Source organism: Agrococcus phoenicis (assembly GCF_047302415.1).
Taxonomy (GTDB): Bacteria; Actinomycetota; Actinomycetes; order Actinomycetales; family Microbacteriaceae; genus Agrococcus.
Genome location: NZ_CP154854.1, coordinates 1,970,149 through 1,984,223, shown reverse-complemented (window position 1 = coordinate 1,984,223; position 14,075 = coordinate 1,970,149). Strand labels below are relative to the sequence as shown.

Sequence of the window (14,075 nt, the reverse complement as noted above, 5' to 3'; positions counted from 1 at the left end):
CTCGACATGGGCTTCGACCTCGACATCGACACCGCGGCGATCGCCGCGAACGTCCGCACGCTCTCCGCGCGATTCGGCGTGCCCGTCTGCGGCGTGGTGAAGGCAGACGGCTACGGCCACGGGATGGTGCGGTCGGCCTCGGCCATGCTCGAGGGCGGAGCGGCGATGCTCGGCGTGGTCGACCTCGCGGAGGCGCTGGTGCTGCGGCGCGCCGGCATCGACGCGCCCGTGCTCGCCTGGCTGCACGGCGCGCGCACCGACTTCTCGCTCGCCGCCGCGCACGGGATCGAGGTCGCCGTCTCCTCGCTCGCGCAGCTGGAGGCCGCTGCCGGCGCTGGAGCGACGATCCACCTGAAGCTCGACACGGGGCTGGGCCGCAACGGCGTCGCCCGTGGAGACCGGGCAGCGGTGCTCGCCCGCGCGACCGAGCTCGCCCGCGGCGGCGCGCGCGTCCGCGGCATCATGTCGCACCTCGCCGGCACGTCGCGCGAGGCCGACCTGGCGCAGCTGGCCGACTTCACGGCGGCGCTCGCCGACGCCTCGCCCATCGGCGCGGAGGTGCGCCACCTGGCCAACTCCCAGGGCGCGCTCGCGCTGCCCGAGGCGCGCTTCGACCTCGTGCGGCTCGGCATGGCCGCCTACGGCATCGACCCTGACGGGCCTCGCGCCGGCGACGGGGCAGCGGCCGCGGAGCTCGGGCTGACCCCTGCGATGCGCGTGACCGCGCGCTTCGTCGAGGGCGTCGCCGCGATCGGTCTCGACGACGGCCTGCTGCCCGCGATGGGCGCGCCCGTGCTCGTCGCGGGCGAGGCGTCGCGCGTCGTCGCGATCGACGCGCATCGCCTGCGCGTCGACCCGCCGCGCACGGGCGAGGGGGTGCTGTGGGGCGACCCGGCCGCGGGCGAGCCGAGCGCCGACGCGTGGGCGCTCGCGGCGGGCACCATCGGGTACGAGACCGTCACCCGCATGGGCGCGGTGCGACGCGATGCCGCGGCGCCCGCGGTGCCGCCCGCGCCGCCCTCGGCGCTCGGCCCCCGCGCGGCGCACGGGCGGGTCGCGCCCGACCGCGTGCTGGAGCTGGGGCTCGACGGCGCGCCGCAGCGACTGCGCGGCGAGGTCGTGGGCCTCAAGCGGGTCGAGGCGGGCCTCGCGGTCTCCTACGGCGGCGAGTACGTCACCGAGCGCCCGACCACGCTCGCGCTCGTCGCGCTCGGCTACGCCGACGGCGTCGCCCGCGCTGCGACGGGACGACCGATGCTGCTGCGCGGGGAGTCGCTGCCGATCTGCGGCCGCGTGGCGATGGATCAGGTCGTGCTCGACGTCGGCGACCTCGACGCCGAGGTGGGCGACCCCGTCGAGCTCAGCCGCGCATCCGCCCCGGAGGTCACCGGCATGGTCGGTGCGCGCGTCGCCGTCGAGCTGGTCGGCTCGGTCCCGGATCCTGATGCCATGGAGGCGCTCGGCGAGGCCCTGGGCCGTGGCCTGCGCGCAGGCGATGCGGTGCTGCTGATCGGCGCGCTCGGCGCCGGCAAGACCACGCTCACCCGCGGCATCGGTGCGGCGCTCGGCGCCCGCGGCACCGTGCAGAGCCCCACGTTCGTGCTCGCTCGCACGCATCGCACGGCGGCAGGGCCTGACCTGCAGCACGTCGACGCCTACCGGCTGCTGCCCGATGCCGACGACGAGGCCGAGCTCGACGACCTCGACCTCGACCTCGACGGCGCCATCACGGTCGCCGAGTGGGGCGCACCGCTCGAGCACGCGCTCGAGTCGTGGCTGCGCGTCGAGATCGACCGCGGTGCCGCCCGAGCCGACCACGGCGAGGACGACCAGGCGGATGCGCTCGAGTCGCCGCGCGCCGTGCGCATCAGCGGCCACGGGCCGGCTTGGCCGCCGTCGCGGGTGCGCGCGCTCGTGAGCGCGGGAGCATCGCAGGGCGACGCGCCGGCGGGGGAGGGATGGGCATGACGCAGCGCCGGATGATCCTCGCGATCGACACCTCGCTCGGCACCTCGGTGGCCGTGGTCGACGGCGACACCGTCGTCTTCCGCGAGCACGCCGCCGACGCTCGTCGGCACGCCGAGCACCTGGGCGGCATGCTCTCGCGCGCGCTCGACGGTCGACGCTCGTCGATCGGGCTGGTCGTGGCCGGCATGGGGCCCGGGGCCTTCACCGGGCTGCGCGTGGGCATCGCCGCAGCCAGGGCCGCCGCCCTCGGCCTCGGCGTGCCCTGCCGCGGCATCGCGAGCCACGCGGGCGTGACCGCTGGGAGCGCGCAGGTGACGACGGATGTGCGGCGCCGCGAGCGCGGGTGGAGCATCGTGCTCGACGGGCTGGTGGTCGATGGCCCCTTCCTCGCGCCGGCCGACGCTGTGCCGCCGCCCACGGAGGCGGGCTCGAGCGGCGAGCACGCCGGCCTCCCGCGCATCGACGCCGACGTCGTCGACGCCGCGCTGCTCGCGCTCGCCGCATCGCGCGGCGCAGCCGAGGTCGCGCAGGCGCTCTACCTGCGCGACGCGGACGCCGTGCCATCGGCCGGCCCGAAGCGGGTGAGCCAGGCATGACCGACGGGACGACCGCGATCAGGACGGCCGGGTCGGCCGATCTCGACGCCATCATGGGCATCGAGCGCGCGGCGTTCGGCGCCAGCGCGTGGGAGCGCGAGACCATGCGCGCCGAGCTCGCGAGCGAGTGGGGGCGCTACGTCATCGCCGAGGGCGCCGAGGGGCGCGCGCTCGGCTACGCCGGCCTGCGGGCCGTGGGCGTCGAGGGCGACATCCAGACGATCGCCGTCACCGCCGAGGCTCGGGGGCGCGGCATCGGGCGGGCGCTGCTGGCCGAGCTGCTCGCCGAGGCCGAGCGGCGCGGCGTGCGCGAGCTCTTCCTCGAGGTGCGCGCCGACAACCCGACCGCTCGTGCGCTCTACGCCTCGGTCGGGTTCGCGGAGATCGGCGTGCGAGCGCGCTACTACCAGCCGGAGGACGTGGATGCGGTGGTCATGAAGCGGGAGGCACGACGATGACCCACGAGCCCGCGAGCGAGGGCGGCGCGCGCGCGAACCCGGTCGTGCTCGGCATCGAGACCAGCTGCGACGAGACCGGCGTCGGCATCGTGCGCGGCACCGAGCTGCTCGCCAACCGCATCGCATCGTCGATGGAGCTGCACGCCCGCTTCGGCGGCGTGGTGCCGGAGATCGCCGCTCGCGCGCACCTGGAGGCGATGGAGCCGACGATCCGCGCTGCGCTCGCCGACGCATCCCTCACCCTCGACGACATCGACGCGGTCGCGGTCACCGCGGGCCCCGGCCTCGCCGGTGCGCTGATGGTCGGCATCGGAGCCGCCAAGGGGCTCGCGACCGCGCGCGAGCTCCCGCTCTACGGCGTGAACCACCTCGTCGGCCACGTCGCGGCCGACGTGCTCTCCGGCGAGCCGCTGGCGCTCCCGACGATCGCGCTCCTCGTCTCCGGCGGTCACACCTCGCTGCTGCTGGTGCGCGACCTCGCCGGCGACGTCGAGCTGCTGGGCGAGACGATCGACGACGCGGCGGGCGAGGCGTTCGACAAGACCGCGCGCCTGCTGGGCCTCAGCTACCCGGGCGGGCCGTCCATCGACGCTGCGGCCGTCGGCGGCGACCCGGGTGCTGTCGCCTTCCCGCGCGGGCTGACGGCACCGAAGGATCGCGCGAAGCACCGCTTCAACTTCTCCTTCTCAGGGCTCAAGACCTCGGTCGCGCGCCATGTCGAGCGGGCAGCGGCAGCCGGCACCGAGCTGCCGATCGCCGACGTCGCCGCCAGCTTCCGCGAGGCCGTCGTGGACGTGCTGGTGGCGAAGGCGCTCGACGCCTGCGCTGCGCACGGCATCCCGCGGCTGCTGCTCGGCGGCGGCGTCGTGGCGAACCGGAGGCTGCGCGAGGTCGCGACCGAGCGCTGCGCCGAGGCGGGCGTGACCCTTCGCATCCCGCCGCTCGAGCTCTGCACCGACAACGGCGCGATGATCGCTGCGGTCGGCGCGATGCTCGTCGCGCGCGGCGATGCCCCGAGCCTGCCCGGCTTCGCCGCCGAGTCGACCCTCGAGGCGAGCGTCGTACAGGTGGTGGGCTGAGCCGGATGCCCAGGTCGGCCTGGCAGGATCGTCGCGGGATCGCGCGGCGACGGCCGCGCTCCGCAGGCCAAGAATCGCAGGGACGTCACGGAGGCAGGGCATGAACGCGACCGCATACCCCTCGCAGGGATGGAGCGCACCGCAGCAGAGCCACCACCCTGCCTCGTCGCAGCCCTCGTTCGCGCCGCAGCCCGCCTTCGCGCCGCCGCAGCAGTGGAGCGCGCCGACGCACCCGGGACCGAAGACGAACCTGATGGCGCTGCTCGCGATCGGGGCGGCCGCCGCCGGCACCACCGTGCTGCTGGGCCTGGGGTCGATCGCCGCGATCGTGCTCGGCTGCATCGCGCTCGCGCAGATCAAGCGCACAGGCGACGACGGCCGTCTGCTCGCCTTCTGGGGCATCGCGCTCGGCGCGCTGACGCTGGTGGCGCTGCTGGCGATGATCGTGCTCGGGGTGAGCGCGTTCGCGTCGTTCACGCAGACGCTGCCCGGCTTCTGACGCCCGACGGCGACTCAGCCTTTCGTCCCCCGCTGGGCGGTACGGTTGGTGCGCGCATTCGCGCTTCGCAAGGAGGTTCCCGTGAGCGACCAGTTCCCGCCTGCCGACGACCGCTTCCGTCGGCCCGACCAGCCCGAGCAGGACGGCGCCAACACCGGCGATGCCCAGCACGGGGACGCACAGCAGCCCGCCGCCGACTTCGGCCAGGCGCCCGCAGCCGACTTCGGCCAGCCGGCCGAGCGGGCGCCGTCGTTCGGGCAGGCGCACGAGGCGCCCGCCGCGAGCTTCAGCGACCAGCAGGCCCCCGCGTACGGCCAGCAGCAGGATGCGCCGTCCTACGGCCAGCAGGGCAGTGCGCCGTCCTACGGCCAGCAGGGCAGTGCGCCCTCGTACGGCCAGCAGCAGGCTGCGCCGTCCTACGGTCAGCAGGGTGACGCGCCGTCCTACGGCGAGCAGAGCAGTGCGCCCTCCTACGGCCAGCAGGCCGGCGCCGAGCAGCCCTACGGCCAGCAGGGCGGCTACGGCCAGCCGACCGGCCAGGGCCAGGATCCGCACGCGCAGCAGCAGCAGCAGCCGTACGGCCAGCAGCCGGCGAGCGCTCCCAGCGAGGCCGCCTACGGCCAGCAGGCGTACGGCCAGGCGAGCGCACCCTCGGACGCGGCCTACGGCCAGCAGGCGTACGGCCAGGCGAGCGCACCGGCCGATGCCGGCTACGGTCAGCAGTCGCACTACGGCCAGCAGGCCTACGGTCAGCAGCCCGCCTACGGTCAGCAGCCCGCCTACGGCCAGCAGTCGCAGTACGGCGATGCGAGCGCGCCGCAGTACGGCCAGGCGGCCGGCTACGCGCAGGCCTCGGCTGCGGCGCCGGGCGAGCGCAAGATCAAGGGCATCACGATCGCCGCGCTCATCCTCTCCGGGATCGGGCTCGTCTTCACCTTCATCAGCGGCCTCGGCGCCCTGCCGGCGATCATCGGCGCGGTCCTGGGCTTCATCGCGATGAAGAAGAATCCCGAGGCGAAGCCGTGGCCGCTCATCGCGGCGATCGTCGGCGTCGTCTTCGCCATCGCGTCGATCATCGTCTTCACCGTGCTGCTCGTGCAGTGGATGAACTACTTCGTCGCGATGGGCCAGATGCTGCCGTAGCGGCACCCGCCAGGTCGTCGGAGCCCCGGGCATGCGTGCTCGGGGCTCTGTCGTGCCTGCGCTCAGGCTGCGGAGACCCGGTCGGCCAGCACCGCGCGATGGCGGCCGCCGATGCGGGTGGCGAAGAGCGTCGCCCGCTGCGGCCCGGAGAGCTTCAGCCGCTTGCGGAAGGCTGCCGGGTCGATGTCGGCGCCTCGCTTCTTGATCTCCAGCTCGCCGATGCCCAGCTCGCGCAGCCGCCGTGCGATGCCGCGCTCGTCGAGCGGCAGGGTCTCGCGCACCCGGAACGCCTGGGCCAGGGGCGTCGCCACGTGCACCGGACCGCTCAGGTAGGCGATGCCGTCGCTGACGCCCGTCGCACCGAGCCGATCGGCGAGGGCACCGATGAGCTCGGCCCTGATCACCGCTCCGGCGGGCTCGAACAGGAACTCGCCGAGCTCGCCCTGCTCGGGGTGCGATGCCTCGCCCGTCAGCTCCGCAGCGCCGCCGTCGCCCAGCACGAGCGCGCTGCGCGCGACGCCCTCGCGAGCGAGCCGCCCCGTCCACACGACGGCCTCGACGGTCTCGAGCCCGTCCGTCACCCACTGGTGCTCCGCCTCCGCCGGCAGCAGCGCGCGATCGATGCCGGGCGCCAGCTTCACGCCCGACGGGCGCTCGCTCGCGAGCGCGAACACCGCGTCGAGCCCCGGCGACCAGTCGGCCGGGTCGCTCAGCCGCGTGCGCCCGTCGCGGCGGGCGGGGTCGAACCAGAGCGCCTCGGCGTCGACGGCCGTCTCGAGCGCATCGCCGTGCACGACGGATGCGTGCCACGCGGCGAGGTTGTACGACGCGACGGCCGCGGTCACCTCGTCGCGCTCGACCGCGGTGACCTCGAGCCCGAGGGTGGCGAAGGCGAGCGCGTCGGCACCGATGCCGCACCCCAGGTCGGCGACCGACGCGATGCCGGCCTCCCGCATCCGCCCCGCGTGGTGCGCGGCGACGCGCAGCCGCGTCGCCTGCTCGAGACCAGCCTCGGTGAAGAGCATGCCGCTGGCGAACTCGCCGAACTTCGCCCGTGCGCGCCGGCGGAGCCGCAGCTGCGTCAGCACGGCGGCCACCAGCCGCGGGTCGTGCCCCTCGGCGCGCAGGCGCGTGACGGCGCGCACGACGTCATCGCGGTCATCGATGCCGAGGCCGGCGTCGGAACCCTGCGCACTCGCCTCGACGCGCTCGAGCAGCGCCAGCCCCTCGGTCGACAGCAGCAGTCGTAGCGCATCGGCGTCCATGGCTCCAGTCAAGCATCGCCCGTCCGCCGCTCCGCCGCCCTCGCGCCGCTCGCTGCCCGTCGGCGCGCCCTCGAGCGGCGGCAGCACCACGAGGGAGGGGTGGTCAGGGCCAGCGCCGACGTCCGCCGCGGGCGAACGACTGGCACTCATGTTGACCGAGTGCCAATCGAGCGCCTAGGCTTGGGGTGTTGTCCGGCCCGTCCGGACGGACCCCAAAGTCTGACAAGAAAGAGGCAACCGTGTCGGTTTCCATCAAGCCGCTCGAGGACCGCATCGTCATCCAGCAGGTCGAGGCTGAGACGACCACTGCAAGCGGTCTCGTCATCCCTGACACCGCCAAGGAGAAGCCCCAGGAGGGCGAAGTCGTCGCCGTCGGCCCCGGCCGCATCGACGACAACGGCAACCGCGTCCCGATGGACGTGTCGGTCGGCGACCGCGTGCTCTACTCGAAGTACGGCGGCACCGAGGTCAAGTACGGCGCCGACGAGTACCTGGTGCTCTCGGCGCGCGACGTGCTCGCGATCGTGGAGCGCTGACGCACCACTGACGCACTGGCGGCTCCCCTGCACAGGGGAGCCGCCTTCGCATCTTCCAGGGAGGGATGATGGGGCAGCTCGCTCGCGCCGGTCTCGGCTACGCGCTGTTCGCCTACTTCGTCTGGGGCCTCCTCCCCATCTACCTGCAGCTCACCCGCGGCATCGAGGGGTTCGAGCTGATCGGCTGGCGCGTCATCTCGTCGGTCGTGGTCGCCGTCGCGCTCGTGGCCATGACGCGCGGCTGGGCGCGCATGCGCCAGGTGCTGCGCAGCCGCCGCGACACCTGGACGCTCGTGGCCGCCGGTCACGCGGTGCTCATCAACTGGACGGCCTTCGTCATCGGCGTCCTCTCCGATCGCGTGCTCGAGACGAGCCTGGGCTACTTCCTGAACCCGCTCGTGAGCGTCGTGCTCGCCGTCATCTTCCTCGGGGAGCGCCTGCGGGTGCTGCAGTGGATCGCGGTGGGCCTCGGCGCCGTCGGCGTCGGCGTCATGATCGTCGGCTACGGCGAGGTGCCGTGGGTCGGCCTGCTGGTGGCGTTCTCGTTCGGCACCTACGGCCTCATCAAGAAGCGCGTCGGGGGCTCGGTGGATGCGCTGTCGGGCTTCACGATCGAGACCGTCGCGGTGCTCCCCGCCTCCCTGGCGATGATGGCCTTCGCCTTCGCAGCCCATGGGGTGACCCTCGGTGCCATCGGGCTCACCGGCATCCTGGGCGCCGCCGGCTTCGGCATCGTGACCGCTGTGCCGCTGCTCGCCTTCGCCGCCGCGACCCGGCGCATCCCGCTCACGTGGGTCGCGTTCACGCAGTACCTCGCGCCGAGCATGACGTTCCTGTTCGGCGCCTTCGTCATGCACGAGCCGATGCCGCTCGAGCGATGGATCGGCTTCGCGTTCGTGTGGGCCTCGGTGCTGCTGGTCTCGTTTGACCTCCTCGCTCGGCACGCACGCCGCCCGGAGCGCCGCTAGTCGGGGAGCACGATCAAGATCCCTGTTGTCTTCTAGTTTCCTCGGACCTAGGATGGCGTCTAGTTGAATCACTGGCTTGCATGCCTCTGTAGGGTTTTGAAGAGAAGGCGGAACGACAATGAAGTCAATCGCGTCGACGATAATGCTGAATGTGATAGTCGCAGGTTCGCTCCTCTGGAGCGGCCCCTCTCCTTCGCTGGGAGGGGCCGACATGACCGTGAGCGATCGATATCCAACGAACTGCAGTTCTTCGATGTCAGGTAGGACGGGGAAAGTCACGTGCTCCTCCGGTAGTGGGCAGTTCAGGGCGAGGGTCTTGTGCTCGGCAGGGCAGGGCTATTCGGGCTGGACGGAATGGGGGCCGTGGGTAGGCATCAGGTCCACTTCATCCGCGACATGCGAAGGCGCAAGCTGGATCAACATCCGAATTGAAGCTGTTTTTTACGAGCGCCGGAATTAGAATCAGATCTCGGCTTAGTAGTTCGTCGTTGGAGTCGTCGATTGAATCGGCTAAGACGCATCTCCGCAAACCGAGCGCCGAGCGCATGATCTTCCCCGTGTAGCGACATCGAACATCATGCGCAGCGCGGATGGGCAGCAGAATTCGCACGGGCTATTGTTGTGTCCGGCAGTGTTGTCAGCTTCTTGCGGTGCCGCTTGAGCGGCGCGTTGGCCTTGGGTGCGCCTAGAAGTCGGCGTGGTTGTCTCGCTCGACTTCGTCGGCTCACAGCCTCGGCCCCGCCGCTACCGCCCGCGGCCTACATCTGGCGGCGCAGGTTCTCAGTAGTGCATCGCGCGCATCACCAGACTGTTACACGGCGAGGTGCTCCCCACCTCCCTGGCGATGATGGCCTTCGCCTTCGCGGCCCACGGGGTGACCCTCGGTGCCATCGGGCTCACCGGCATCCTGGGCGCCGCCGGCTTCGGCATCGTGACCGCTGTGCCGCTGCTCGCCTTCGCCGCCGCCACCCGGCGCATCCCGCTCACGTGGGTCGCGTTCACGCAGTACCTCGCGCCGAGCATGACGTTCCTGTTCGGCGCCTTCGTCATGCACGAGCCGATGCCGCTCGAGCGATGGATCGGCTTCGCGTTCGTGTGGGCCTCGGTGCTGCTGGTCTCGTTTGACCTCCTCGGCCGCCAGCTGCGGCGGCCCCGGCCGATCCCACCGGCTGCCTGAGGGCAGCTCCACCGCGTGCGGCAGCGCCGGTCGCTTGTCGCAAGACCGTTACAAGGTCGTGACGCGGAACGCCGTAAAAGTGGGCCTTCCTCGCCTACTGTTGCAACAACGCACGCGCCAGCGTGCACCCATGCAACACGAGGAGCACAATGCAGTCCTTCCTAAGCACCAAGGGGCGCAGCCCCCGCAGGCTCGCGGCACTCGGCGCCGCGACCGCGGGTGTCCTGCTGCTCGCCGCCTGTGCAGGCGGCGGAACCCCCGCGCCGTCCGAGTCGACCGACGCCTCTGAGACCGCTCCCGCTGAGGGCGGCGGCGAGACCGACTCGAGCTTCGTGATCGGCACGATCCTGCCGCAGACGGGCAACCTGGAGTACCTCGGCCCGCCCGAGTTCGCCGGTGTGGACCTCGCCGTGCAGGAGCTGGAGGAGGCCGGCTTCGAGTTCGACATCACGCTCGAGCACCGCGACTCCGGTGACACCACGACCGACATCGCGACGCAGTCGGCGGACGAGCTCATCGGGCTCGGCGCAGACGTCATCATCGGCGCGGCGTCCTCGGGTGTCTCGCTCACCTTCATCGACCGCCTCATCGACGCGCAGGTCGTGCAGATCTCGCCCGCCAACACCGCCTCCGACTTCATCGACTACGAGGACGACGGCTTCTACTGGCGTACGGCTCCGAACGACGCGCTCCAGGGCCGCGTGCTCGCGAACCAGATCCTCGCCAATGGTGCGACCTCGGTGGGCTTCATTACGCTCAACGACCCGTACGGCACGGGCCTCGAGGGCTACGTGACCGACACCTTCGTCGAGAACGGCGGCGAGGTCACGGGCAGCGTGCTCTACAACCCGGGCGACTCGAACTTCGCCGGCCAGGTCGCCGACCTCGTCTCGGGCAACCCTGACGCGATCGCGATCCTCGCCTTCGCCGAGACGGCTCAGATCCTGCCGGAGCTGATCACCAACGGCTTCCCCGGCACGGGCATGTACTTCGTCGATGGCAACCTGTCGAACAGCTACACGACGCTCGCCCCCGGCGCGCTCGAGGGCGCGTACGGCACGCTGCCGGGCAACACCACGGAGGGTGACTTCCGTGACCGCCTGCTCGCGATCAACCCCGACCTCGAGGACTTCTCGTACGCACCCGAGTCGTACGACGCGGTCGTCCTGGCCGCGCTCGCCGCGGTGCAGGGTGGCAGCGCCGACGCGATCACCATCCGCGACAACCTGCAGTCGGTCTCGGCCGAGGGCACGAAGTGCACGGAGATCGCCGAGTGCCTCGAGCTGCTCGCGAACGGCGAGGACATCGACTACGACGGCTACTCCGGTCCCATCACCTTCGATGAGAACGGCGACCCGTCGGAGGCGTACATCGGCATCTACCAGTACGGCGCCGACAACACGTACTCGCTCGTGACCACGGAGTTCGGCTCGCTCGTCGAGTGACCTGACGCACGACACCGAGAGGGCCCCGCTGCGGCGGGGCCCTCTTCGTGTGTCGCCCCACCGCTGGTCGCCGTCACGAGACCACCGCCGCGCGCGTCGCCCCACCACGCAGCAGCGCGGGCCCCTCCGTGGAGGGACCCGCGCTACCACGACCGACTACGCGCCCGCTGGAGGCTGCACCGTCGGCTGCGCGGCGGTCTTCGCCTTCTCCTCGACATCGGTCGCGAGGGTGCCGAGGTACAGCTGGATGACCTTCGGGTCGTTGAGCATCTCGCGGCCGGTGCCCGTGTGCGCATCCTTGCCCTGGTCGAGCACGTAGGCGCGGTGCGAGATCTGCAGGCACCGGCGCGCGTTCTGCTCGACCATCACGATCGTGACGCCGTGGCTGTTGATCTCGGCGACGCGCAGGAAGGTCTCGTCCTGGCGGACGGGGCTGAGGCCGGCGCTCGGCTCGTCGAGCAGCAGCACGGCCGGATCCATCATGAGTGCGCGGCCCATCGCTACCATCTGGCGCTCGCCTCCGGAGAGGCTGCCCGCGCGCTGCTTGCGCCGCTTCACGAGCTCGGGGAAGAGGCCGCCGACAAACTCGAAGCGCTCCTTGAAGAGCTTCGGCTCCTGGAAGAGCCCCATCTCGAGGTTCTCCTCGATCGTGAGCGAGGGGAAGACGTTGTTGTTCTGCGGCACCATGCCGACGCCCTTGCCGACGAGGCGGTCGGCCTTGAGGCCGGTGATCTCCTCGCCGTGCAGCAGCACGCTGCCCTCGCGGATCCCGACCTGGCCGAACACGGCCTTCAGCAGCGTCGACTTGCCGGCACCGTTCGGGCCGATGATGCCGATCAGGTCGCCCTGGTTGGCGACGATGGAGCAGCCGTTGAGGATGTTGACGCCAGGCAGGTAGCCCGCGACGAGATCCTTCGTCTCGAGCACCGGGGTGGGGGTCATCGCTCATCCTCTCGGTCGGTCGAGCGGCCGTCGTCGTCGGCGGATGCGTCGTCGGCGGATGCATCGGGGTCGATCGGCACCTCGTCCTCCGCATCCTCGTGGATCTGCGCCACCTGCTGGTTGGTCAGCGTGCCCAGGTCGGTGTCGTGGTGCGCACCGAGGTAGGCATCGACGACCGCCTGGTTCTGCATGATCGTCTCCGGCGGGCCCTCGGCGACGACCTTGCCCTCGGCCATCACGATCACCCAGTCGGAGATGTGGCGGACCATGTGCATGTCGTGCTCGACGAACAGCACGGTCATCCCGTCGTCCTTGAGCCCGCGCACGTGATCGAGCAGCGACTGCGTCAGCGCCGGGTTGACGCCGGCCATGGGCTCGTCGAGCATCACGAGGGTGGGGTCGCTCATGAGGGCGCGAGCCATCTCGAGCAGCTTGCGCTGGCCGCCGGAGAGCGACGCCGCGTAGTCCTCGCGCTTCGCATCGAGCTTGAAGCGGGCGAGCAGCGCGTCGGCCTTCTCGATGTTGGCCTGCTCCTGCGCCCTCCACAGCGGCTTGACGAGCGCCGCGAAGATGCCCTCGCCGCGCTGGTCGCGCGCGCCGAGCAGCATGTTCTGCAGCACCGTCAGGCGGCCAAGCGACTTCGTCAGCTGGAAGGTGCGCACCATGCCGCGGCGCGCGACCTTGTGGCTCGGCACGTGGGCGAGCGACTGGCCCTCGAAGGACCAGGTGCCCTTGTTGGGCCGGTCGAAGCCGGTGAGCAGGTTGAAGAAGGTGGTCTTGCCCGCACCGTTCGGCCCGATGAGGGCCGTGATCCTGCCGCGCGGGATCTCGACGTGCGCCACGTCGACGGCCGTGAGGCCGCCGAACTGCCGGATCACGCCGTCTGCCACGACGATCGGATCGACCTTCGCGCATCCGGGACCGACCTGGCCGTCGACGAGGGGATGGGTCGCGGGCGGGGTCGCCTGCGGGGTGGCCGTCTCAGACATTGAACGACAGCTCCTTCTTGTTGCCGAGGATGCCCTGCGGTCTGAAGATCACGAGCGCCATGAGGGCGAGCCCGACGATCACGAACCGCAGCTGACCGGCCTGCGAGCCCGAGATGTCGCCGAACAGGCCCATCGAGTGCAGACCGTTGATGATGCCGCCGGTGAAGGAGAGCAGCACCCAGAAGAGGATGGAGCCCAGCACCGGACCGAAGACGGTCGCGGCACCGCCGAGCAGCAGCGCGGTCCAGATGTAGAACGTCATCGTGGTCGCGAAGTTGTCGGGCTGCACCGCACGGGGGAGCACGTAGAGCACGCCGGCGAGCGCACCCATGGTGCCGCCGAGCACGAGCGCCTGCATCTTGTAGCTGTAGACGTTCTTGCCCAGCGAGCGCACCGCATCCTCATCCTCGCGGATGCCCTTGATGACGCGGCCCCACGGGCTGCGCATCAGGAGCCAGACGAGGATGAGGGCGACGACGACGATGGTCCAGGCGATGATGCGCACCCAGGTGTCGTATGCGGTCGCCGTCCACGGGCCGAAGCCGTAGGTCGTGCCGGTGAGCGGGTTGAGCGCAGTGATGTCGCCCTTGTAGCTCTGGCCGGTGAGGCCCTGCGAGCCGCCGGTGACGGCCGTCAGATCCTGCGTGCGCACCGTGAAGCGGATGATCTCGGCCGCCGCGATCGTCACGATGGCGAGGTAGTCGCCGCGCAGTCGTAGGGTCGGGATGCCGAGGATCAGGCCGAAGATCACAGCGGCCAGGATCGCGACGAGGATCGCCGAGACGAACGACAGCCACACGGGCCAGCCGAGCGTCGCGGTCGGGTCGACCATCATCGTGAAGATCGCGAAGGCGTAGGCGCCGACGGCCATGAAGCCGGCCTGACCGAAGTTCAGCAGGCCCGAGTAGCCGAAGTGGATGTTCAGGCCGATCGTGGCGAGCGCGAAGGCGGCCGTCGTGGGGGAGAGGATCTCGCCGGCGGCGTTGTTCAGGATTGCGAGGAAGTCCATG

Annotated in this window: 14 protein-coding genes; 10 read left to right on the top strand and 4 right to left on the bottom strand. The window is 71.4% G+C overall.

Translation table 11 applies throughout. The annotated features are described in order from the left end of the window. The first annotated feature begins 6 nt into the window (after positions 1 to 6). From tsaE to AA0Z99_RS09450, 6 genes are all read left to right on the top strand, one after another. Positions 7 to 1,968: a tRNA (adenosine(37)-N6)-threonylcarbamoyltransferase complex ATPase subunit type 1 TsaE gene (gene tsaE, locus AA0Z99_RS09475; RefSeq protein WP_413316847.1), complete on the top strand. Its 1,962-nt coding sequence runs from the start codon at positions 7 to 9 to the stop codon at positions 1,966 to 1,968. Further along, positions 1,965 to 2,564, top strand: a complete 600-nt coding sequence (gene tsaB / locus AA0Z99_RS09470) for a tRNA (adenosine(37)-N6)-threonylcarbamoyltransferase complex dimerization subunit type 1 TsaB (RefSeq protein ID WP_413316846.1) — start codon at positions 1,965 to 1,967, stop codon at positions 2,562 to 2,564. The genes tsaE and tsaB overlap by 4 nt, the downstream gene beginning before the upstream one ends. Continuing rightward, positions 2,561 to 3,022 carry a ribosomal protein S18-alanine N-acetyltransferase gene (gene rimI, locus AA0Z99_RS09465; RefSeq protein WP_413316845.1) on the top strand — a complete coding sequence of 154 codons (462 nt, stop codon included), beginning with the start codon at positions 2,561 to 2,563 and terminating at the stop codon, positions 3,020 to 3,022. Before tsaB ends, rimI begins: the two co-directional genes overlap by 4 nt. Continuing rightward, entirely contained in the window at positions 3,019 to 4,101 is a 1,083-nt protein-coding gene (gene tsaD / locus AA0Z99_RS09460) for a tRNA (adenosine(37)-N6)-threonylcarbamoyltransferase complex transferase subunit TsaD (RefSeq protein ID WP_413316844.1), read from the top strand. Before rimI ends, tsaD begins: the two co-directional genes overlap by 4 nt. A 100-nt stretch (positions 4,102 to 4,201) precedes the next feature. After that, positions 4,202 to 4,600 (top strand): DUF4190 domain-containing protein, encoded by a 399-nt coding sequence (locus AA0Z99_RS09455; protein WP_413316843.1) that lies wholly within the window; start codon positions 4,202 to 4,204, stop codon positions 4,598 to 4,600. Between the two features lie 81 nt (positions 4,601 to 4,681). After that, positions 4,682 to 5,743, top strand: a complete 1,062-nt coding sequence (locus AA0Z99_RS09450; protein WP_413316842.1) for a hypothetical protein — start codon at positions 4,682 to 4,684, stop codon at positions 5,741 to 5,743. Between the two features lie 62 nt (positions 5,744 to 5,805). Here AA0Z99_RS09450 and AA0Z99_RS09445 read toward each other — a convergent pair whose 3' ends face one another. Beyond that, positions 5,806 to 7,008: a THUMP-like domain-containing protein gene (locus AA0Z99_RS09445; protein WP_413320827.1), complete on the bottom strand. Its 1,203-nt coding sequence runs from the start codon at positions 7,006 to 7,008 to the stop codon at positions 5,806 to 5,808. A gap of 239 nt (positions 7,009 to 7,247) precedes the next feature. Between AA0Z99_RS09445 and groES the strand changes: the two genes are divergently transcribed. From groES to AA0Z99_RS09425, 4 genes are all read left to right on the top strand, one after another. Beyond that, positions 7,248 to 7,544: a co-chaperone GroES gene (gene groES, locus AA0Z99_RS09440; RefSeq protein ID WP_092666818.1), complete on the top strand. Its 297-nt coding sequence runs from the start codon at positions 7,248 to 7,250 to the stop codon at positions 7,542 to 7,544. Between the two features lie 65 nt (positions 7,545 to 7,609). After that, complete coding sequence (gene rarD / locus AA0Z99_RS09435; RefSeq protein ID WP_413316841.1) at positions 7,610 to 8,512, top strand: EamA family transporter RarD; 903 nt, start codon at positions 7,610 to 7,612, stop codon at positions 8,510 to 8,512. A gap of 823 nt (positions 8,513 to 9,335) precedes the next feature. After that, on the top strand, positions 9,336 to 9,689 hold the full coding sequence (locus AA0Z99_RS09430) for a hypothetical protein (RefSeq protein WP_413316840.1): 354 nt from the start codon (positions 9,336 to 9,338) through the stop codon (positions 9,687 to 9,689). A gap of 149 nt (positions 9,690 to 9,838) precedes the next feature. Further along, complete coding sequence (locus tag AA0Z99_RS09425; RefSeq protein WP_413316839.1) at positions 9,839 to 11,134, top strand: ABC transporter substrate-binding protein; 1,296 nt, start codon at positions 9,839 to 9,841, stop codon at positions 11,132 to 11,134. 156 nt (positions 11,135 to 11,290) lie between these two features. Here the strand turns inward: AA0Z99_RS09425 and AA0Z99_RS09420 are convergent, their stop codons facing one another. Genes AA0Z99_RS09420 through AA0Z99_RS09410 form a run of 3 tightly spaced genes read right to left on the bottom strand, consistent with a single transcriptional unit; the run spans position 11,291 to position 14,074 of the window. Continuing rightward, positions 11,291 to 12,076, bottom strand: a complete 786-nt coding sequence (locus AA0Z99_RS09420) for an ABC transporter ATP-binding protein (RefSeq protein ID WP_413316838.1) — start codon at positions 12,074 to 12,076, stop codon at positions 11,291 to 11,293. After that, positions 12,073 to 13,065, bottom strand: coding sequence for an ABC transporter ATP-binding protein (locus tag AA0Z99_RS09415; protein WP_413316837.1), 993 nt, complete (start codon positions 13,063 to 13,065; stop codon positions 12,073 to 12,075). The genes AA0Z99_RS09420 and AA0Z99_RS09415 overlap by 4 nt, the downstream gene beginning before the upstream one ends. Continuing rightward, complete coding sequence (locus tag AA0Z99_RS09410) at positions 13,058 to 14,074, bottom strand: branched-chain amino acid ABC transporter permease (RefSeq protein WP_413316836.1); 1,017 nt, start codon at positions 14,072 to 14,074, stop codon at positions 13,058 to 13,060. Before AA0Z99_RS09410 ends, AA0Z99_RS09415 begins: the two co-directional genes overlap by 8 nt. Position 14,075 lies beyond the last annotated feature (1 nt).